We start from the raw sequence: 20,907 nt of genomic DNA, 5'->3' as shown, positions 1-20,907 counted from the left end.
GGACCTCAGCAGGCGACCATGAACTTCTCGCTGCGCAGCGGGGCGTCGCCGGGGACCGAGAGCACGACGCGATACCAGCCGGGGTTGTTGACGATCCTGGGCTGCCACTCGACGATCTGGGCCTCGCCGGTGAAGCCGGAGCCGGTGCCCAGGTAGGCGTGCCAGCGGTGGGTCTTCGAGCTCCAGCGCTCCAGACGCCAGCCGTAGGAGACGGTGGCCCGGGGGTCGTCGTCACCGACCACGCTCTGGACCCGGTAGGGCCTGTCACAGGGGCCGAGCGCGTCGATCTCGCTGACGGTGACCTCACCGGCCACCGGAGCCTGCTCCGTGGTGGCCGGCATCGACTGCGCGGAGAGCACCACGGTCCGCACCGGTGCCCCCGTCGCCGTACCGGCCGTGCTCGCCGTACCGGCCGGGGTCCGGGCACCGGTGCCGTACGCGGTCTCCACCCCTAGGTAGGCTCCGGTAAAGGCGAGGGTGGCGACGAGCAGCTTGGCGACACTCGCGGTTCCACTCGCCACCACCGGCGCCACACTGCCACGTGAACCCATCACAGACACCCTCCTCCGTTACCCCCAGGTGTATGCCAGGGTGGTTGCTCTGGAGTTGACGTCCGCTTGCAGTCCGTGTGCCTGAGGGGCTCCGCCATAACGGATGAGGTAAGCCTGCCCTAATATCAAGTCAAGCAGGCGGAACTATCATGGCGGTGATGTTCAGAGTGCGATCTGTTGCGGCGGGTATCCCTGACCCGGCTTCCGCGGCCTTCCTGGGCATGCCCCTGTGGCTCTGGGTGATCGTCGGCGGCGTGGCCCTGTTCGGCGCGTTCCAGGTCTACTACTGGGTCGGCCACGTCCTGGGCTCCAGGCTCTACGCCTCCCGGCTGGGCGTCAAGATCGGCCAGGAGAACATCCTGCGGGTCGAGAAGGTCGTCGGGAAATGGGGCGCGCTCGCCGTCTACGCCTGCTTCTGGGTGCCGGGGCTGCGCCACACGCTGCCCTGGGTGGCCGGGGTGCTGCGGATCTCCTATCCCTGGTACGTCGTGGCCAGCGCGCTCGGCTGCCTGACCTGGGTACCGGTGACGTCCTTCGGCCTGTACTCGGTGATCTGGGGCTGGCTGGAGCTGGCCGTGCGGTCGCCGCTGCTGGCGGGCCTGGTGGCGGTGGCGGCGGTCGCGGTGATCGCCTGGTTCGTCCGCCGGCGCCGGCGCCGAGTCGCCCGCAGCGAGGCGGACAGCCCGGCCGCCGCTCCCTGATTCCCCGTCCGCTCCGGGGCCTCCGTCCGCCGGGCAGCGAGGCGCGACGAAACGACCAGTGGTTCACCACCTCCGGGCCGTTCGACGCGCCGGCACCCGAGAGCCGCCCCGCCCGGTTTCGCCCACCCGACGCCAATGTCAACTTTTCCATAGCCAAACAGCCAACTTCCGCATATCGACGGCGACCTCTGCCAGCATGGCTCGCATGCATCACGGGGGAATCCGCCTCATCACCCGCGCGGCGCTGGTCGCCACGGCCACCCTGATCACCGCGTCGCCGACGCCGGCCCTGGCCATCGGGCCCCCGGCATCCGCCCTGATCACCGAGACGGCCGCACCGGTTCTCAGCAGCGCGCCCGCCGGGCAAGGGCGTGTCTCCGTGCCCTCGGCGCCGGGACGGGCCGCGTACCTGTACGACACGGGCACCGGAGCGGTCCACCTGAGCAAGCAGGCCGGCAAGCGGATGCCGGTGGCCAGCCTGACCAAGGTCATGACGGCGTACGTCGTGCTCAGGGAGGCGAGGCTGGACGACACCGTCACGATCCAGGCGGCGGACGTGCGGCACGCGGCCTCGAACGGCGCGACCCACGCCTCCCTGCGCGCCGGGGAGCGGTTGACCGTCAGGGACCTGCTCTACGCGGTCATGCTCCCCTCGGCCGCGGACGCCTCCCACGCCCTGGCCCGCGTCTACGGGCCGGGCAACGCGAGGTTCGTGGCGAAGATGAACGCCACCGCCCGCTCCATGGGCCTGGTCGACACCTCCTACGCCAGCGCCGACGGCCTGCCGAAACCGGCCCCCGGCCATTCCACGGCCCTGGACCAGGCGAAGCTGGCCGAGATCGCGCTGCGCGACCCGGTGCTGCGGACCATCGCCTCCAGCAGGCGCCACGTGGTGGCCAGGTCCAAGGTCCATCGGGCGCACTCCTGGACCAACTCCAACAAGCTGCTCGGCAAGGCGCCCGGGGTCCTGGGCCTCAAGACCGGCTACACCAGCGCCGCCGGATACTGCCTGTCGTTCGCCGCCGACCGCGACGGCCACCGCCTCGTCGGCGTCATCCTCGGCGAGTCCAGTGCCGACCGGCGCTTCCAGACCGCGACGCGGCTCCTGGACTGGGCGAGCGAGCAGACGCCGTCCGAGCTGTGATCAGGCGAGGTCGGAGCCCCGAGAGGGAGTTCTGTTAGCCTCCGTCCGTTCCGAACCCGGCCGCTTCACCGCGCGCACCGCGAGGACACGAAGGATTGGACGTACCAACCCCGGTTGCCTACGGTTTGCCGCATGACAGAACGGTTCGCGATCCTGAGCGGTTCGACCTTCGAGGAGCAGATCGGGTACGCGCGGGCGGTGGTCGACGGCGACCGGGTGCACGTGTCCGGAACGACCGGCTTCGACTACGCGACCATGACGATCTCCGACGACGTGGTCGAGCAGGCCGGGCAGTGCCTGCGCAACATCGAGGCGGCACTGAGCGAGGCGGGCTGCTCGTTCGCCGACGTCGTCCGGGTGCGCTACCTGCTGCCCGACCGCGAGGACTTCGAGCCCTGCTGGCCGACCCTGCGCGACCGCTTCGGCGGGGTCCGTCCCGCGGCGACGATGCTCGTGTGCGGCCTCGCCGACCCCCGCATGAAGATCGAGATCGAGGTGGACGCGCGCCGCCCCGCGGCACCGGCCGCCGTTGAGGCGGACGACGCCGTACACGATGAAAGGCGTGAGAGGCCCCCCGCCGGGTCACTCGAGACCTCACGCCCCATGGAGCCGGGCCGGTAGAGCTCAGCCCGCGCGCATCAGGCCGTGGCAGGCGATGGCGGCGGCGGCGACCACGTTGAGGGAGTCGACGCCGAGACCCATGGCCGTCGGGCTCATCGGGATGCAGACCGGCTCGTCGGCCTCACGCAACCAGCGGGAGGAGAGCCCGTCCCCTTCCGAACCGAGCAGCAGCGCCACCCGATCGGCCATGGCGACCTTGTCCAGAGGCGTGGCGGACTGGTCGGGGGTGAGGGCCAGCGTCTGGAAGCCCACCTCGCGCAGCCCGGCCAGGCCCGCGTACCAGTCGGTCATCCGCGCGTACGGGATCGCGAAGACCGCGCCCATGGAGACCTTCACCGATCTTCTGTACAGCGGGTCGGCGCAGCGCGGCGAGAGGACGACCGCCTCGACTCCCAGCGCGGCGGCGCAGCGGAAGATGGCGCCGACGTTGCCGTGGTCGACGAGGTCCTCCAGGACCAGGACGCGCCGGGGCCCGGCCCCCTCGGGACCCGGGGTCTCCGCACCCACCCGTCCGAGATCACGACCGGTGGCCCGGCCGGACAGGATCTCCTCGACGGAGGGCAGTGGGAGACGTTCCATCGCGGCGAGGGCGCCCCGGTGGACCTGGAAGCCGGTGACACCCTCCACGACGGCGTCGTCCACGATGTGGACCCGGCCTTCGAGGGTGTCGAGGAGGTCCGCGAGGGGCTCGGCCCAGCGGGGGGTGAGCAGCACGGAACGTACGGGGTAGCCCGCCGCGACGGCGCGGCGGATGACCTTCTCCCCCTCGGCTATGAAGAGGCCGTGCTCGGCCTCCAGGCTCTTGCGCAGTTCGACGTCACGCAGATTGGCGTAGTCGGCCAACTGGTCGGCCAGGTGGGGGTCGATGGCTTCAGGCACCCTCGAATACTGCCATGACCCGCCTGAGCTGCCATATCAGCGCGTGGACGAGGAGCATGGCGGAGCAGCCGACGACCACTCCCGCGCCCAGCCTCGTCACGAGTTCCGCCATGCCACGTGGCGGGAAGGCGATGGGCCAGGCGATCGCGCCCAGCAGGATGGACAGGGCGGTGGCCAGGAACACGGCCAGCCGCCCGCGGGCCGGGATGATCAGCCGCTCGGGCACCGGCCGGGGCTCCATCCTGGACAGGCCGCGCCAGGCCCACCAGAGCACGACCGTCAGGCCGACCACCGTGGAGGTGTACTGCAGCAGGCGGAACAGCGGAAGCACGTCCGCCACGCGGGTGTCCAGCCAGCTCCAGCCCCACATGGTGGAGCTGTAGGAGTGGGTGAAGGAGTCCCAGAGCTTGTGGGTGAGGGCGCCCACCGCGCCTCCGGCGATCACGGCGGGCAACCGCCGCACCCCGTACATGCCGGGGGTCAGGGCCGCGGCGCGCCCGGCGAGGCCGGGGGGCAGGAGCGCGGTCAACGGGTCGCGGAGCACCAGGTGGAAGACCGCCAGCAGCACGACCACGGCGAGCGGGTCGATTGTGAGGACGCCCTTGTAGGAGTGCCAGATCATGTAGTCGGGCAGGAACGGGAAGAAGATCGGCAGATCGGGCACCATGGCCCCCAGGGCGAGCGCCCAGGGATCGAGCAGGCGGCGCATCCGCTCCGAGGAGATCAGCGGCAGCACGGCGGCCACATGACTTGGCGTGAACGGCACGGGTTTCCCTCCGACGATCCACTGGGGCAGATCCATCTTGTGACACGAACACAGCGCGCGGGCACGCCTCCGTGCGGCCGGGGCTTGGCCGAGGGGGCGCGGAGGAGTCGGCGCGATGGGGAGCCTTGCCACTTCCCAACATGCGGACACTCTGTGACGGCTAGATTACCGAACGCCGTTGATCGGGGATCCGGAGGTTGTCGTGACCGACCAGACTGTGCCGGCGCCCAGCGTCGAGTGGCTGCGCGACGCCCGCAGGGCCCGCCTGCTCTCCGCGGTCACCCTCCTCTGGCTGGGCGCGGAGAGCGTGCTCGGCATCGCCGCAGGGCTGGGAGCGCACTCCGTCGCCCTCATCGGCTGGGGCACGTCGGCCCTGGTGGAGGCGGCGGCCAGCCTGATCGTGGTCTGGCGGTTCACCGGTTCGAGGACCGGTTCCCCGCACGCCGAGGAGCGGGCGCGCAAAGCGGTGGCGGTCAGCTTCTGGCTACTGGCTCCCTACCTGGTGCTGCATGTGGCGCACGACCTGGACGCGGGCCACCGGCCTCTGCCGAGCCTGCTCGGAATCGCTGTGACGGCGACCAGCGCGATCGGCATGCCGTTTCTGGGGGTGGCCAAGCGGCGGCTGGCCATCCGGCTGCGCTCGGCGGCGACCGCCGGCGAGGGGACACAGAACCTGATGTGCGCACTGCTCGCCACGGGGGTGCTGGCCGGGCTGGCACTGAACACCGCCGGGTGGTGGTGGATGGATCCCGCCATGGCGGTGCTGCTGGCGGCGGTGGCGGCACGGGAGGGGCACAGGGCGTGGCACGGGCACTCCTGCCGGCACTGACCACACGCACCGACCACACGCACCGACATCGGCGATCACCAGCCGACCCACCGGAACACAGCGTGTCACTGTAAACACATATAGTGATAACAGCACTAAAAGGGGTGTTTTGCCACAGTAACCGTTCCAAGTACAGTTCCGTGAATATTGCGGACAACCTCCCGATAGGGTGACCCGCTAGCTTCCTGACATCGACATCGAAGAGGGAAACGTGGGACGTCACCGTACGGATGAACTCGAGGACGGCTACCCCTCCTACAAGGAGGCGAAGCCCAGGCGGAGGCGTGGGGGACGCGGCAAGGTGCTGGTCCCGCTGGCCGGTTCCGTCGCCCTCGCGGTGCTGCTCGGTGTGGCCGCGTTCGTGGTCATCAACCGCGACCGCGGGTGCGCGGGTGACACCCTGCCGTTGCGGATCACTGCCTCGCCGGACATCCAGCCCGCCCTGTCCCAGATCGCCGAGCGCTTCAACAAGGCGGCCCACGAGGTCGAGGGCAGGTGCACCACCGTCGCGGTGACCAAGGGCGCCTCGGCGGCCGTGGCCTCCTCCCTGGGCGGGGCCGGCGGCAAGGCCGCCCCGATGGATCTGTGGATCCCGGACTCGGGACTGTGGGTGGTGAACCTGCGGGCGAGGAACCAGGACATGCCGGAGGCAGGCGCGTCCATCGCGCACTCCCCCATCGTCATGGTGGCCTCGGGCTCGGTGATACCGAACCTGAAGAAGAGCTTCGGCGAGGCCAGTTGGGGCGGCATGATCAACGCCGCCAACGTGGCCAACGTCGACGGCCCCGGCCGCAAGGTGCGCGTGCTGGTGCTGGACCCCTCGCTCAATGCCGCCGGACTCGGCGCGCTGCTGGCCGCCGCCGGGGTGGCCACGGCCTCGGGCGCGGGTGAGGAGCAACTGGTCGGCGCGCTCAAGAACCTGTCGGGATCGACCTCGACGGTGCGCGACCAGGACGCGCTGCTGTCCAGCCTCGGGGTCAAGGGCAGCAAGGCCCCGCTGGGCATCGCCTCGGAGCAGGGTGTCTGGGCGTTCAACAAGGTCAAGAAGCCCGAGGTTCCCGCCGTGCCGCTCTATCCGGCCGAGGGGACCATCAACCTCGACTACCCGGTGGTGATCACCGCCAAGGACGCCGCCGTGCGCAAGGCCGCCGAGGCGTTCCAGAAGGAGCTCGGCAGCGAGTCCTCCAGGAAGACCCTGCAGGATCAGGGCTTCCGCACCCCGGACGGCAAGGGCGGAAAGGCGATCTCCGGCTCCGCGGGCTTCCAGGCCAAGGCACCGCAGGCGATCGAGCCGCCCGATGCCAAGACCGTCGCGAAGATGTCACAGACCTGGTCACGGATCAAGCTCGGCACCAGGCTCGTCACCCTGCTGGACGTCTCGGGAACCATGGCCCTGCCGGTGCCGGGCACCGGCCTGACCCGGATGCAGGCGATCAGCAGGATCGCCGTCGAGGGCATGAAGCTCTTCCCGGCCAAGAGCGAGATGGGGCTGTGGGAGTTCTCCACGCACCTCGACGGCCAGGGGGTCGACTACCGTGAGACGGTCCCGGTCGGCCCGCTCACCGAGGACATGAACGGCGTGCTGCGCAGGGACGTGATCAACCAGAAGCTGATCGGGGCCCAGGCCAAGGCGACCGGCGACACCGGGCTCAACGACACCCTCGCCGCCGCCTACCGGCAGATGACCGACGAGTACCAGAGCGACAAGATCAACACGGTGCTGGTCCTCACCGACGGGGCGGGCAACGACGACCCGGACGGAGGGATCAGCAACCAGCAGATCCTGAAGCGGCTGAAGGAGCAGTTCAACCCGGAGAAGCCGGTCAGCATTCTGATCATCGCGTTCGGCCCCGACGCCCCCAAGGGCAAGCGCCAGATGGACGCCCTGGCCAAGGCGACCGGCGGTGACGCGTACATCGCCAAGGACGTCCTGGAGGTCAGGAAGTTCTTCCTTGAGGGCATGAAGCGCCGGCTCTGCGCTCCCAACTGCTGATCCTCCGTCGCGTACGGCTGGTGTCACATTGGCACCAGCCGTACCAATTTCCCCAGGTCATACCAGGTCGGCATGATATTGACCCATCTGGTCAACCGGTTGCGGGGAGGTGACGTCCTACGCGTGTGGGGCCTGGAACGGGCGAGCGACGAAGCCCGTGAACGAGCCCGTCCCGCGGGGAGGAATGTCCGTGCCCGGATGGCCGACCGTCGGCCGAACCGACGATCAACAACTCGTTGAGACGCTGCGGCGCGCCGACACGACGGCGCCCGCGAGCCTCTACGACTCCTATGCCGAGCGTCTCCACGACTATGCCCACTCGCTGCTGGGCGACCGCGAGAGCGCCGCGGGCGCCGTACACGACGCCCTGGTCACGGCCCAGGGCCACGTGGACCGCCTGCGCGACCCCGGCCGTCTGCGCGCGTGGCTGTACGCCCTCGTACGGGTCCGGTGCGCGGGCGCGGAGCTCGGCGGCCCACGGGGGGCGGCGGCGCCTCTCGACGTCCATGACGACCCGGGCGAGCGGGAGCTGGCAGCTCTGGTCCACGAGGCGATGGCGGAGCTGGGCGGCCAGGAACGCGAGGTGCTGGAGCTTTCACTCCGTCACGATCTCGGCGGCGGCGAGGTCGGCGCGGTGCTCGGGCTGACCTCCAGGCAGGTGGCGGCGAGGCTCTGCCGGGCCCGCGACCACCTGGAGAACGCGGCGGCCGCCGTGGTGCTCGCCAAGGTCGGCCGGGCACACTGCCCCGACCTGTCGGCGATGGTCGACTCGTGGGAGGGCCCCCTCACCACGATCCTGCGCAGACGGCTGTCGGCCCACATCGGCCGCTGCGAGGTATGCGTGGAACGCAGGGACCGGCATGTCTCGGCCGGGCGGCTGCTGGACCTGGTGCCATTGGCCTACCCGCCGCTCTCGTTGCGCCGCCGGGTGATCGAGACCTGCCTGAACCCGGAACTGCGCGAGGAGCGCGCCTCCGTCGTCGCCCGGGGCGACCACTTCGACAGGACCGGTTTCCCCGCGGAGGGGCAACGGTCACCGGGCCGTCGGCGTGCGGGGAGGAAGGAGTCGGCCGGCGGGCGGGCGCGCGACCAGAGGGGCCGTGGGACCGTACAGGCGGCCTCCCCTACGGGGAACGCCGCGGGCGCCCGGTCCCGGCGCACGGCGACGCCACCGGACGGTGTGGGGCGGCGTACGGAGGTGCTGCCGGCGCAGCGGCGGAGGCAGCGGAGGCGCCGGGGGCCCGTGCTGCTGCTGGCGGCGGCGTGTGTGCTGGCGGCCACCGGGGCGGTGGTCGCGGTGGGCGGGCCGGACCTGGCCGGCGGGGCGTTGGGGAACGCCCAGGCCGCACCGGGTACGGAACCCGCGCTGATCACGCTGGAGCCCGGCCCGGAGCCGACGCCCGACCTGCCGGAGGAGCCGGAGAGCGCGGGCCCGGAGACGGAGAGCGCGCCGACCCCCACTCCGCGAAGGACCCGGGCGACCGGGACGCCCGTCCCCGCCCCCACCGCGACGCGGCCGGCACCGACCCGCAGGTCCTCGGCGGGACCGGCCCGCACCACCACCCCGCCTCCCGCGGCAGGGCGGCTGACCGTCTCGTGCCCGTCGGACATCGGAGAGGGCGCCGGGCAGATTCAGCTCGCGGCCCGCAACGCCGCGCTCTCCTGGTCGGCGACCACCTCCGGCGGGCTCGACGTGCATCCCGCCCAGGGGCGGCTGAAGGCGGGGGCGAGGGCCGTGATATGGGTCACAGCCAGGGATCCCTCGGAGAGCGGCGCGGGACGGGTCGCGTTCAGGTCCGCCGGAGGCAACACCGGATGTGCGATTTCCTGGGAGAACCCGGAGACGGACGCCTCCGCGCCTCCCCCGGATCCGGCCCCCGACCCGACCCCTGACCCCTCCGCCGGGGCGAGTTCCGAGGGGGAGACCGGCTGATTCCCGCATCTCGTTTTACCTAACACCGAGACTTCTCCCAGGAATCCGGTAAACCATGGACTGGTGTCGAGCGTCGGCATTGACGTCCATGCTGAGTGATTGATCACATGAAGACGCGATCAGTCACGTCATTACCAACCGGGAGTTTCGGAGATGTCGATCAACCGCAGAGTGCTCAAATGGGCGCTCACCTTCGCATGTGTCGCGGGGGCCGTGATCGCCTTGGTGGACATCGACACTCCGTTACGCCTGGTTCTCACTCCTCTGTTCCTGTTGGCGGTTCCGGGCTTCGCAGTGGTAGGACTGTTGCGTGATCGTGACCCTCTTGCGGCACTATCAGTGGGGGCAGCGGCAAGCCTGGTGGTGAACGTTCTCCTGGCCGCTGCCATGCTCACTTTTGACGCATGGTCGCCTCGTGCTGGAGTTGCGACGATCGCGGTGCTCGGCGGTTTCATATACGTACTACGCGTGTTGTATCGGGGGAGCGGGAGCTTGCAGACCGAACAGGGGGTCAGGTCAAGGTGAACATCGTCATCGTTCGCCCGGGAGACCTCGGGGAGTCCGAGATCTCGCGATGGCGGGAATTACAGGTAGCCGACCCGTCGCTGGACAACCCCTTCCTCTCCGTGGAGTTCACGCTCGCCATGGGGCGCCTGCGTGACTACGTCCGCGTCGCGGTCATCCAGGACGACGGCAAGATCGTGGGCTTCTTCCCCTACGAACGGCACAGCTTCGGGATCGGCAAGCCGCTCGGCGGCTTCCTGACCACCTGCCACGGACTGATCTCGGTCCCCGGGCTCGATCTGGACGTCCGTACCCTGCTGCGCGCCTGCAGGCTCTCGGTCTTCGACTTCGACCACCTGGTCCCCGGCCAGCCGACGTTCGCGGCGTACGAGTCCGACGTGCGACCGGCGCCGGTGATGGACCTCAGCGTGGGCTTCGAGACCTACATCGAGCAGGTGAAGGCGAACTCGCCGAAGAACCTCAAGACCGTCCGCTACAAGGAGCGCAAGCTCGGCCGCGAGCAGGGCGAGATCCGCTTCGAGTGGGACTCGTCCGACCTCGGCACGCTCCGCACGCTCACCAACTGGAAGTCCGACCAGTACCGCAGGACGGGCCGCGTCGACCGCTTCGCCCAGCCGTGGATCGTCCAGTTGCTCGACGAGATGCACGCCGAGAAGTCCGAGAGCTTCGGGGGTGTCCTGACCATGGTCTACGCCGGAGACAGGCCCGTCGCCGGGCACTTCGGTCTCCGTACCGCGACGACCCTGGTGGGCTGGTTTCCCGCCTACGACACCGAGTTCGCACGCTACTCCCCCGGCATCATGCACCACCTGCACATGGCCGAGCACGCTGCCGGCTCAGGGCTGCGGCAGGTCGACATGGGCAAGGGTGGGCGCGAGTACAAGAGCTGGCTGAAGAGCGGTGACCTCTTCGTCGCGGAAGGCCGCGTCTCGCGTCCCTCCCCAGCGGCCGCCGTCCACTGGATTGGCCGTACCCCGGTCAACAAAGCACGAACGATCGTTACGGACCGCCCGCATTTGTACAGACTTGCCGACCGGGTGCTGAAGGGGTTCGGCCGTATGCGCTCCCCCGCGCAGAACCAATCCAGCCCCCCGGCCGTCAAGGAACCATGGGGAGTGGGTTAGACCGCTCCCGTCATCGCATCCCACTCGCCAGGACCCTCGCATGCAACCCTCATCGCATTTGCCATTTCCCCCGATCCCTCCGATCGCCTATGGCCCCGGGTCCGTCCGCCAGTCGCCCCTGGCGACAGACCGCCCGGAAGGACATCCGCCATCATGAGCCCCGAAGTCGCCAAGCACTACAACAACAAGCCACCCCTGAGGGCGGTGCCGCCCATCGAGCGGTTCACCCCCATCACCCCCAATGTGGCGATCTCCCCGACCGTCAGCGTCGTCGTACCGGCCATGAACGAGGCGGAGAACCTTCCGCACGTCTTCGCGACGCTGCCGCAGTGGATCGACGAGATCGTCCTGGTGGACGGCAACTCGGTGGACGACACCGTCGCCGTGGCCAGGAAGCTGCGCCCCAACGTCCGCGTGGTCCACCAGACCGGCAAGGGCAAGGGCAACGCGCTCTCGGCCGGATTCGCCGCCTGCACCGGCGACATCATCGTGATGATCGACGCCGACGGGTCCACGGACGGCCGCGAGATCATCCAGTTCGTGGGCGCGCTGGTCACCGGAGCCGACTTCGTCAAGGGGTCGCGCTACGCGTCCGGCGGCGGCAGCGACGACCTGACGTTCATCCGCAAGTTCGGCAACAAGTCGCTGACCGCACTGGTCAACAGGATGTACGGCACCAGCTACAGCGACCTGTGCTACGGCTACAACGCCTTCTGGGCCCGCCACCTGGACGTGCTCAACCTCGACTGCGACGGCTTCGAGATCGAGACCCTGATGAACGTCCGCGCCGCCAAGGCCGGGCTCAAGGTTCACGAGGTGCCCAGCCACGAGCGCTGCCGCATTCACGGCGAGAGCAACCTGCACGCCGTCCGCGACGGCATCCGGGTGCTGAAGACCATCATCCGTGAGTGGCGGAGCAACCCGGCTCCCGTGGTGCACGAGCCGGCCACCTCCGCCCGCGCGGCGGACCAGGGCGCCGCGTAGCCATGAGAAGCAGTGTCGTCATCTGCGTCTACACCGAGGAACGCTGGGAGGACATCCGAGCGGCCATCGAGTCGGTCGAGAACCAGAGCCGTCGGCCACACGAGATCATCCTGGTCGTCGACTACAACCCGGACCTCCATCTGAAGCTGAAGAAGGAGTACTCCGGCGCGATCGTGGTGGAGAACGCTCAGGAGAAAGGGCTGTCCGGTGGCAAGAACACCGGCGCGGCGACCGCCTCTGGCGACATCGTGGCATACCTGGACGACGACGCCGTCGCGGAACCTGGCTGGCTGGAAGCGCTGGAGGAGGGCTTCCAGGACCCGACCATCGTGGGGGTGGGCGGGCTGACCAGGCCGCTGTGGGGCACCGGGCACCGGCCCGGCTGGTATCCCTACGAGTTCGACTGGACCGTGGGCTGCAGCTATCGCGGCATGCCCACCCAGCGGGCGCGGATCCGCAACGTCATGGGCGGCAACGCGGCCTTCCGCAGGGAGGCCGTACAGGAGGTCGGTGGGTTCCACACCGGCATCGGCCGCAGCGTGCAGGGGCGCAAGCCACGCCCGCTGGGCTGCGAGGAGACCGAGTTCTGCATCCGGCTCTCGCAACGGATGCCCGGCTCGGGAATGCTGTTCGAACCCGCCGCGGTGATCGGCCACAAGGTGCCGCCCGTGCGCGCCACCTTCGCCTACTTCCGCTCGCGGTGTTACGCGGAGGGCCTGTCCAAGGCGCTGGTCACCCAGAGCGTGGGGGCGGGCGACGGGCTGTCGAGCGAGCGGGCACACGCGATGAAGGCGCTGCCGCTGGGCGCGTTGCGCGGGATCGGCGAGGCATTGCGAGGTGATCTGTCCGGCCTCGGCAGGGCCGGCGCGATCGTCGTCGGCCTCGCCTGGACCACCTGGGGTTATGTCATCGGTTCCCTTCGACTGAAGCGGGTGCGTTCATGATCCGCGTACCGATCCTGATGTACCACTCGGTCTCCGACCGGCCCAACGCCGAGACGAAGCCGCTGGCGGTACGCCCCTCTGCCTTCGCCGAGCAACTGGCCTACCTGAAGGAGAACCGGTTCACGCCGCTGACGGTGGCCGATCTGGTCGCCTCGCTGCACAAGAACAACGGCCGCTCCATCCCGGAGCGGCCGGTGGTGGTGACCTTCGACGACGGGTACGCCGACTTCCACAGCGAGGCGCTGCCCCTGCTCGAACGCTACGACTTCCCCGCGACCGTCTTCCTGACCAGCGGGTGGGTCAGCGACGCGGGCAAGGACGCGGCGGGCAGGCCGCTGGACACGATGCTGTCGTGGAGCCAGGCGCGCGAGGCCGCCTCGTGCGGCATCGAGATCGGCGGGCACAGCCACAGCCATCCCCAACTCGACCAGCTTCCGGACGACGAGCTCCGCCAAGAGCTGCGGCGCAACAAGGCCCTGCTCGAAGACAAGATCGGCTCCCTGGTCTCGACGATGGCCTACCCGTACGGCTACTCCAGCGTGCGGGTGCGGCGCGAGGTCAGGCGGGCCGGCTACTGGGCCGCCTGCGCGGTGAACAACGCCATCGCCGCCGACCGGCACGACGTGCTCGCGCTACCGCGCCTGACCGTCGCCGAGGGCACGTCGATGAGAATGTTCAGCCGGGCCGTCGAGGGAAACCAGGTCCCGCTGATCTACATGAGAGAACGGATGCTGACGAAGGGGTACGCCGTCGTCAGGCGCACGAGATACGGCCTGCGCCGGGTGCGCGGCCAGGTGTGAGCGACCGGTGTCCGCCCCCGGGGAGGACACCGGCCCGCAGGCCGGTGTCCTCCCCGGGGCGCTGGGTCCTCTCCGGTGCCCTCTCGCGGGGGCCAGGGCGGCCGGACAGGTGCCGCCGGACGGGAGTCCGGTCGCGGTATTGCTCTTCAACGGTCTACGCAAAACAGCCGAACATGACGTATCTTCCTGTTCGCTCGTCGCGCCCCGGTCCGCGTAGCCGCCATGATGTTAGACGTGAGGCAACGGGCAGGTAATGACGTGACGACGACACCGGCGGCGGAGACTGCCGAGGTCGGGGAGACCGATCCCACCCACCCCGCGCCTTCGGACGGAACGCGGGCCGGGTCCGACAGCGGGCCCACCGGCACGGCGCCCTCCGAGGCTCCCGAGGTTCCGGACGAGGCGTCCGACGGTGGGGTTCCCGATCCCGTCGCACCGGTTGACGGCTGTGACGGCGGCGACAGGGCATCGGACGACGCCGACGACGCGCCGGACGCTCCGGCTGCGCCACCGGGGGTGATCTCCGACCAGGCCTCCGATACCTCCGACGGCGGCGACGACGACGTGGAGGCCACCGCCGTCATCCGGCTTCCCGCACGCCCGATCTCACCGCCCACGGCAGACGATCCCGAGGCCGGGGAGGCCTCCGACGGCGAGATCGACACCACGACGGAGATGCGTCTGCCCTCGGCACCGCTCCGCCCGACGCCGGAATCCACGGAGCCGAAGTCCACGGAGCCGGAACGTAGGGAGCCGGAACGCGCGGGCCCGGGACTCGCGGGACCGGTGGTCACGGAAGGCGGGACAGCGGAGCGGAGACCGCGGGGAAGGGCCGTCGCGGCGTCCAGCCCGCTTCCAGGAGCCCCTGAGACCGCCTCGGAGGCCATGGCTCCAGCGGATCGTCGGAGCCCGGAGAAGGCGACTCCGGCCGCTGCCAGGCCGTCGCGGATGACGACGGTGATGCGATCGGCCGCGGTGTGGCTGCCACCGCTGCTCACGATCGAGGGCCTGATCATGTACGTGCTGGCCGTGCGCGTGGCGCCTGGCCCGCTGCGGGGCGTCGACGTGACCAAGATCGACGCCCTGGGCCTGATCTCGGCCATGCCCATGACCGCGTTCGCCGCGATCCTGCTGATGCTCGTCGCGTTCTTCGTCACCATCGCGCAGAACACCGACCGCAAGTTCCTGCTGCTCTTCCAGATCGCGGCGATCACCTTCGCCCTGCACGGGGCGTCGGCCCTGATCTCGGACGAGGCCAGGTTCCCCACCGCCTACGTGCACGCCGGCTTCGTGGAGTACATCAACCGCACCGGCGAGTCGTCCGCGATCCTCGACGCCCGTCTCGCCTGGCCCGGGTTCTTCGCGCTGGTGGCGTTCGTCACCAAGGCCGCCGGCGTCACCGACCTGTCGATGATCATGCGGTGGACGCCGCTGCTGTCGAACCTGCTGTACCTGCTGCCGTTCGTGCTGATCCTGCGCCAGGTGGTCGCCACCACCCGGGCCCGCTGGTTCGCCGCGCTGCTGTTCGTCATCGTCCAGTGGATCGGCCAGGACTACTTCTCCTCCCAGGGCTTCACGTACGCGATCTACCTGGCCTTCGTGGCGATCGTGCTGCGCTGGTTCGGCAAGGTCGAGCCCCGCGACAAACCGATGCCGGCCAAGGGGCGCGTCCGGCGACTGCTGGCCCGCCTGGACGGACTGACCCCCGGCGAACTCCCCCACTCGACCGGGGTCTACGACCGAGTGATCATGCTGATCGTGCTGATCGGCCTGTTCGGCACCGCGACCGCCTCGCACCAGATCACCCCGTTCATGATGCTCGGCGCGCTGAGCGGCCTGATCCTGCTCCGGCGCACCTCGCTCAGCTGGGCGCTGCCGTTCTTCCTGGGCCTGATCGTGCTGTCGTGGATCAGCTACCAGACGGTCACCTTCTGGAGCGGGCACATCGACCAGCTCTTCGGCGGACTGGGCCGGATCCTGCAGAACCTGCAGAGCAACACCGGTGACCGGATCGACGGCAGCGACCCCAGGCACGCGCTCGTCCTGATGGCCCGCCTCGGCATCTGCGGCGTCATCCTGGCACTGGCCGCCATCGGCCTGCTGCGCCGTGTGCGGCGCGGCGTCGGCGACCGCGCGGCCCTGCTCCTGCTCTGCATTCCGGTGCTCGCGCTCGGGCTGCAGAGCTACGGTGGCGAGATCGGCCTGCGAATCTACCTGTTCGCCCTGCCCGGCGCGTGCATCCTGGCCGCCTACGCCTTCTTCCCGAACCTTCCCGCCGGCACCGAGGACGCGCCGGAGGAGACGGTGCCGATCCGCAGACGCAACATCCGGTTCAACCCGGAGCTGACCCGCCGGATCTCGCTGCTGCTGGCCGCCGGGTGCGCCATGGCGCTGGCGATGGTGTTCCTGGTCGCCCGGTACGGCAACGAGCAGTTCGAGCGGGTCTCGGCGAGCGAGGTCGCGGCGATGCACTACATCTACGACCACGACGAACCCAGTGCCCGCGTCCTCTACCTGTCCCCGGTGATCGGTCCGGAGGTCACCCCCATCATCCCGTGGGGTGAACGGGACTTCGACAAGATCTCCTATGAGCAGGCGCTGGTGAACCCGGACCCGGCCCATATCTCCCCGGTGATCGACAAGCTTCGCGCGTCACCGCCCAACACCTACCTGGTGGCGACCCGCGCGCAGGCCGGATACCTGCAGCTCAACCACGGCTACCCCGATGACTGGGCGCCGCGGTTCCGCGCCACGCTGGATGCCAGCAAGGAGCTCAAACGGGTGTTCAACGGCGAGGACGCGGCCGTCTACACGCTGAAGTCCTTCCCCGAGGGCACCGAGATTCCCGAGCGCGGGGTGCCGCTCGGTGGCAGCGACCCGACCTCGCCGTGGACACCCGTCGGCCTGGTGGCGCTGGGTGTCACGTGGATCGCGCTCTTCACCTACCAGGTGTTCCTGCTGCGTGGCCGGGAGCAGAGGAGCAGGGCGAGGAGGCGCATCCTGTTCATCGCGGTGCCCGCCTTCGTGCTGGCCCTCGCGGTGATCGCGGAGCGCTTCGTCGTCATCGGCTACCAACTTCAATAAAAGACAAACCCTCCTGGCCGACGGCTTCCCCGCGCCATACTGAGCACCGTTTGCCAGGAGACACCTGTCTCATAGCCTGGTCGAAGGACGGTTGGATGTTCACAGGGGAACCCCTTGGCCGGGCGGGAACCTCCACCCAGACCTCGGGACGGCGGATCGCGGCGGTCGACGCGTTGCGCGGTTTCGCGCTGCTGGGCATCGTGGTGGTCAACATCACCTACCTCGCCTCCGGATACCGGATGGCGGGGCTGGCGACGCCGTCGTTCTCCGCGCCGCTCGACTGGGAGGTGCGCTGGGTCGTCTCGCTGTTCTTCGAGAACAAGTTCTATCTGCTGTTCGCCTTCCTGTTCGGCTACAGCTTCACCCTCCAACTCGACTCGGCCCACGCCTCCGCGACGGCGTTCGTCCCCAGGTTCCTGCGTCGCCTGGGAGGGTTGTTCCTGCTCGGCCTCGCCCACGGCGTCCTGCTGTTCCCCGGTGACATCCTGGCCACCTACGCGGTGGTGGGTCTGGTCCTGCTGACGGTGCGGCGGATCACCCCGCGCGCCGCGATGATCTCCGCGGTCGCGTTGACCGTCGCGCTGGCGGTGGGGATGCTGTTGCTGGCCTTACTGGCGACGCTGGGCGCCGACGCCTCAAGGACCGTCTCCGAGAGCGCCGCCCAGGCCGCCATGTCCGACCGCGCCCTGCACGGCTCCGCATCCATGATCATCAACGAGCACCTGCACAAACTGGCCAGGATCTTCGTGCTGCGGGTCTTCTTCCAGGGGCCCACGGTGCTCGCCGCCTGCCTGGTCGGGCTGGCACTGGGCAAGATGCGCCTGCTGGGGGATCTGTCCGGGCACACGGTGACGCTGCGGCGGTTGCAGTGGGCGGGGTTCACCATCGGCCTCGCCGGGGCCGTGGTCTACACACACGCGACCTGGTCGGGCGGCGGGCACGCCTACCACATGGTCGGCCAGTCGGTGAACCTGGTCACCGCGCCGCTGCTGGCCGCCGCCTACGCCGCCACCCTGCTGCGCCTGCTCCCCACGGCACCTCGCCTGGCCGGGATGCTCGCGCCTCCCGGCAGGGTGGCGCTGACGAACTACCTGGGGCAGTCGCTGATCAGCTCACTGATCTTCACCGGCTACGGGATGAGCCTGGTCGACCAGCTCAGCCCGTTGTCCGTGGTGTCAATCGGCATCGCCATCTTCACCGTCCAGGCCGGGTGGAGCCGGTGGTGGCTGAGCCGCCATCAGTACGGGCCGGTGGAGTGGCTGCTGCGCTGGTTCACCAACTGGCGCAGACCCTCCCGCCCCCCGGCCCGCCCCAAACGCGCCTAGCCTCACCCCTGGGCGCCGGTGCGCTCGCTCCACCTGACCTCGTACGGCTTCAGCTCGAACTGCTTGCCGTCCACGGTGGTGCTCGCGACCGCGTCGGTGGTGTTGACCATCACGAGCTGACGCTCCTGGGCGAGGACCCGCACCTTCTCGTTGGAGGAGGTGACCGTCTCCAGTTCGGTCCCGTGGGGGAACCACTTGGTGAAGCCGCTCAGGATGCCCGCCATCGGCATCTCCGCACCGGTGCTCGGGTGCCACAGGCAGCCCAGGCAGACCTGGTCGTCGCCGGTGGACTTGCGCTGGGGGTTCCAGTAGAGCGAGGTGGTGGCGCCACTGGTGGCGAACTCCATCATCGCGGCGGTCTGCACCGCGATGCGGCGGTCCTCGCTCCAGTTCCTGCTGTCCGGCTCGACATACCACTCGGCCCACCAGACCGGCAGGTCGCCGCTCTTCTGCCGCAGCCAGGTGGTGAGGGCTCCGAACTTGCCCAGGGCGGTGAACTCGTCGGGGTAGGCGCCGGCCTCCCTGGTGACCGAGGCCCCGTCGACGACGATGAAGTCGGCGCCCTTCTTCTTCGCGATCCAGTACTCGACCGCCTCCAGGTCACGCTGGACGACGCTGCCCCACGGCCCCTGGATCTCCGCCCCCTGTTCGGGAGCGGTGGTGCTGCCGACCGACACGTACGGCCCGCCGACCTTGATGTCCTTGTCGACGGCCTTCAGCGCGTCGTAGACCTTGTTGTAGAGCTCGGTGTAGCCCTCGATGTCCCAGCGGTTCTGGGCGTTGTTCCAGAAACCCTTCAGCTCGTTCCAGACCATGTAGTGCTTGACCGTGGGGTAACGCCTGGCGACCGTCGCGGCGAGCTTGGCGTAGTCGTCGAAGTGCTCGCGCCGGGGCGCCGCCTCCAGTTGCGTCCAGTCGGTCCGGCCGGAGGTGCCGCCCTTCATCCAGTCGGGCGCGCAGCAGAGCGTGATGATCGGGACGGCCTGGGAGCTGGACATGAATTTGACGCGGCGGTCGAGGTCACGGAAGTCGTTCTTGCCGGGCGCGGGCTCGGGGTTGCCCGCGCCCCAGCCCATGATGTGCTGGTTCTGCAGCATCGGGACCCGGCCGAGCATGTGGGAGGCGGCCTCGGTGACCTCGCCGCTCTCGTTGTCGGCGCTGAACTCGGTGTGGGTGATGCCCCAGCGTGGCCAGCTCTGGACCGCGGGTGGTTCCTCCAACGTCGGCGCCGCCTGCGGAGGAGGAATTGTCATGCGCTGTCCGCGGGGAATATCCGGTTTGGCGGCGTAGGCGATGATGCCGACCACCAACACCACCGTTACCGCCATCGCCCCCAGTGCGACCGGCCAGGCCGGGCGCCGTCGCTGGTGCCGTCCGTTAGTCGGTATCACCGATTCCTCTATCCTCGCAGATCAACGAATGTAGCGTTCCACAGCGACAACGGACGTGGCGGTGAGCTGAGCTGGTTCACAGACAAGCGTTACCGGTCGCGTCGCCAGCGTATCCATGGCGACTTGCATGACGGTTGAAACCCAGAAGTAGTTCCCGTCACGCCCGTGGTTCGTGCGGCACCCACGGCACGGGGCCGAAACCGGCCGGGGACCGCGATCCCGGGTTCAGCCCTCCAGGACCCGCAGCGCCCGGTCGACGAGGGTGGGAACGGCGGCGCCGATGTGCTCGAAGCCCTCACCGACGGTCTTGCCCTGCTTGAACCTGGCGTGGATGCCCTCCACGATGACAGCGAGCTTGTAGTTGCCGAAGGCCAGATAGAAGTCCAGGTCGGACAGGTCGGCGCCGGAGACCTTGGCGTAGTGCGCGGCGAACTCGCGGGCGGTGAGGAAGCCGGGGGCCACGGTGACGCCCGCCGCGACCGGGATCGAGGCGCGCTCGGTGTCGCCGGGATCCTGCCAGTAGGTGAGGGTGAGTCCGAGGTCCGCCAGGGGATCGCCGAGCGTGGACATCTCCCAGTCGACGACGGCGAGGATGTCGGGGTCCGGGGAGATGCGCACGAGCGTGTTGTCGAGCCGGTAGTCACCGTGGACCAGCGTCGAGGCCGAGCGCGCGGGCAGGCGCTCGCGCAGCAGGGCCACCAGACGGTCGTAGGCGGGCAACTCGCCGGTCTTCGACCGCTCCCACTGCTGTCCCCAGCGCTCCAGCTGGCGGGCCATGTATCCCTCGGGGCGCCCGAAGTCCCCCAGGCCCGCCTTCTCGTAGTCGATCGCGTGGATCTCGGCGAGCACCTCGGCCAGCCGCTCCGACAGCCTCCGGGTCTGCTCGGGGGTGAGGTCCCGGGTGTCCTCCTGGCTCCGCACCGCCGCGCCGTCCACATGCGCCATGAGGTAGAACGGCGCCCCGATCACGTCCTGGTCGTCACAGAAGGCGACCGGCTCCGGCACCGGGACCGAGGTCGGCGCGAGCGCCGAGATCACCCGCCACTCGCGCCCCATGTCGTGGGCGGTCGGCAGCACGTGGCCCAGCGGCGGCCGGCGCAGCACCAGGCGGCGCTCGGGGGTCTCGACGACGTACGTCAGATTGGACCTGCCACCGGCGATCAGGGAGACCCCGGTGGGCTCGCCGGCACCGGGGACGTTGGCCGCGATCCATTCGACGAGGCGGGGCCAGTCGATGCCAGGGGTGCTCATGGCCCCCATTAGAACGCCACTCGGGTGGGTGGCGCCAGCCGGAGCCTCACAATGAGATCCCG

At 69.6% G+C, this 20,907-nt stretch carries 17 protein-coding genes; 12 read left to right on the top strand and 5 right to left on the bottom strand.

The annotated features are described in order from the left end of the window. Positions 1-5: 5 nt before the first annotated feature. Complete coding sequence (locus IG98_RS0115515; protein ID WP_157594351.1) at positions 6-554, bottom strand: hypothetical protein; 549 nt, start codon at positions 552-554, stop codon at positions 6-8. Between the two features lie 155 nt (positions 555-709). Between IG98_RS0115515 and IG98_RS0115510 the strand changes: the two genes are divergently transcribed. The 3 genes from IG98_RS0115510 (at position 710) to IG98_RS0115500 (ending at position 3,017) form a co-directional block, all read left to right on the top strand. Continuing rightward, on the top strand, positions 710-1,252 hold the full coding sequence (locus IG98_RS0115510) for a DedA family protein (protein WP_030912017.1): 543 nt from the start codon (positions 710-712) through the stop codon (positions 1,250-1,252). A 205-nt stretch (positions 1,253-1,457) separates the two neighbouring features. Next, a complete protein-coding gene (locus tag IG98_RS0115505) occupies positions 1,458-2,396 on the top strand; it encodes a D-alanyl-D-alanine carboxypeptidase family protein (RefSeq protein WP_245651577.1) in 939 nt (312 codons plus the stop codon). 132 nt (positions 2,397-2,528) lie between these two features. Next, the gene (locus IG98_RS0115500; protein WP_211263990.1) at positions 2,529-3,017 is read left to right on the top strand and encodes a RidA family protein; all 489 of its coding nucleotides are present in this window, start codon (positions 2,529-2,531) and stop codon (positions 3,015-3,017) included. 3 nt (positions 3,018-3,020) lie between these two features. On the opposite strand, the gene IG98_RS0115495 is transcribed toward IG98_RS0115500, so the two are convergent. After that, positions 3,021-3,896, bottom strand: a complete 876-nt coding sequence (locus IG98_RS0115495) for a TrmH family RNA methyltransferase (RefSeq protein ID WP_030912008.1) — start codon at positions 3,894-3,896, stop codon at positions 3,021-3,023. Next, positions 3,889-4,698 (bottom strand): DUF4184 family protein, encoded by an 810-nt coding sequence (locus IG98_RS0115490; protein ID WP_245651576.1) that lies wholly within the window; start codon positions 4,696-4,698, stop codon positions 3,889-3,891. Before IG98_RS0115490 ends, IG98_RS0115495 begins: the two co-directional genes overlap by 8 nt. 166 nt (positions 4,699-4,864) lie before the next feature. Here IG98_RS0115490 and IG98_RS0115485 point away from each other — a divergent pair, with 166 nt between their 5' ends. From IG98_RS0115485 to IG98_RS0115440, 9 genes are all read left to right on the top strand, one after another. Continuing rightward, entirely contained in the window at positions 4,865-5,491 is a 627-nt protein-coding gene (locus IG98_RS0115485) for a cation diffusion facilitator family transporter (protein WP_063766225.1), read from the top strand. Positions 5,492-5,702: 211 nt separating this feature from the next. Beyond that, on the top strand, positions 5,703-7,484 hold the full coding sequence (locus IG98_RS0115480) for a substrate-binding and VWA domain-containing protein (RefSeq protein WP_245651575.1): 1,782 nt from the start codon (positions 5,703-5,705) through the stop codon (positions 7,482-7,484). A gap of 190 nt (positions 7,485-7,674) precedes the next feature. Continuing rightward, the gene (locus tag IG98_RS0115475) at positions 7,675-9,417 is read left to right on the top strand and encodes a sigma-70 family RNA polymerase sigma factor (RefSeq protein WP_169750119.1); all 1,743 of its coding nucleotides are present in this window, start codon (positions 7,675-7,677) and stop codon (positions 9,415-9,417) included. A 521-nt stretch (positions 9,418-9,938) separates the two neighbouring features. Further along, entirely contained in the window at positions 9,939-11,066 is a 1,128-nt protein-coding gene (locus IG98_RS0115465; RefSeq protein WP_030911991.1) for a GNAT family N-acetyltransferase, read from the top strand. A gap of 153 nt (positions 11,067-11,219) precedes the next feature. After that, on the top strand, positions 11,220-12,050 hold the full coding sequence (locus IG98_RS0115460; RefSeq protein WP_030911988.1) for a glycosyltransferase family 2 protein: 831 nt from the start codon (positions 11,220-11,222) through the stop codon (positions 12,048-12,050). A gap of 2 nt (positions 12,051-12,052) precedes the next feature. Next, on the top strand, positions 12,053-12,994 hold the full coding sequence (locus tag IG98_RS0115455) for a glycosyltransferase family 2 protein (RefSeq protein ID WP_030911985.1): 942 nt from the start codon (positions 12,053-12,055) through the stop codon (positions 12,992-12,994). Then, complete coding sequence (locus IG98_RS0115450) at positions 12,991-13,794, top strand: polysaccharide deacetylase family protein (protein ID WP_030911982.1); 804 nt, start codon at positions 12,991-12,993, stop codon at positions 13,792-13,794. The genes IG98_RS0115455 and IG98_RS0115450 overlap by 4 nt, the downstream gene beginning before the upstream one ends. 258 nt (positions 13,795-14,052) lie before the next feature. Further along, positions 14,053-16,878 carry a hypothetical protein gene (locus tag IG98_RS0115445; RefSeq protein ID WP_051752136.1) on the top strand — a complete coding sequence of 942 codons (2,826 nt, stop codon included), beginning with the start codon at positions 14,053-14,055 and terminating at the stop codon, positions 16,876-16,878. 95 nt (positions 16,879-16,973) lie between these two features. Beyond that, positions 16,974-18,203 carry a DUF418 domain-containing protein gene (locus tag IG98_RS0115440; RefSeq protein ID WP_051752134.1) on the top strand — a complete coding sequence of 410 codons (1,230 nt, stop codon included), beginning with the start codon at positions 16,974-16,976 and terminating at the stop codon, positions 18,201-18,203. A gap of 2 nt (positions 18,204-18,205) precedes the next feature. Here IG98_RS0115440 and IG98_RS0115435 read toward each other — a convergent pair whose 3' ends face one another. Both IG98_RS0115435 and IG98_RS0115430 read right to left on the bottom strand, forming a co-directional pair. Next, on the bottom strand, positions 18,206-19,456 hold the full coding sequence (locus IG98_RS0115435; protein ID WP_245651574.1) for a GH39 family glycosyl hydrolase: 1,251 nt from the start codon (positions 19,454-19,456) through the stop codon (positions 18,206-18,208). A gap of 363 nt (positions 19,457-19,819) precedes the next feature. Beyond that, positions 19,820-20,845: a phosphotransferase family protein gene (locus IG98_RS0115430; protein WP_030911971.1), complete on the bottom strand. Its 1,026-nt coding sequence runs from the start codon at positions 20,843-20,845 to the stop codon at positions 19,820-19,822. Positions 20,846-20,907 lie beyond the last annotated feature (62 nt).

Source organism: Streptosporangium amethystogenes (assembly GCF_000721075.1).
GTDB classification, from domain to species: domain Bacteria; phylum Actinomycetota; class Actinomycetes; order Streptosporangiales; family Streptosporangiaceae; genus Streptosporangium; species Streptosporangium amethystogenes.
Note: the sequence above shows the minus strand (reverse complement) of the source record. Positions and strands in the feature narration are given on the sequence as shown.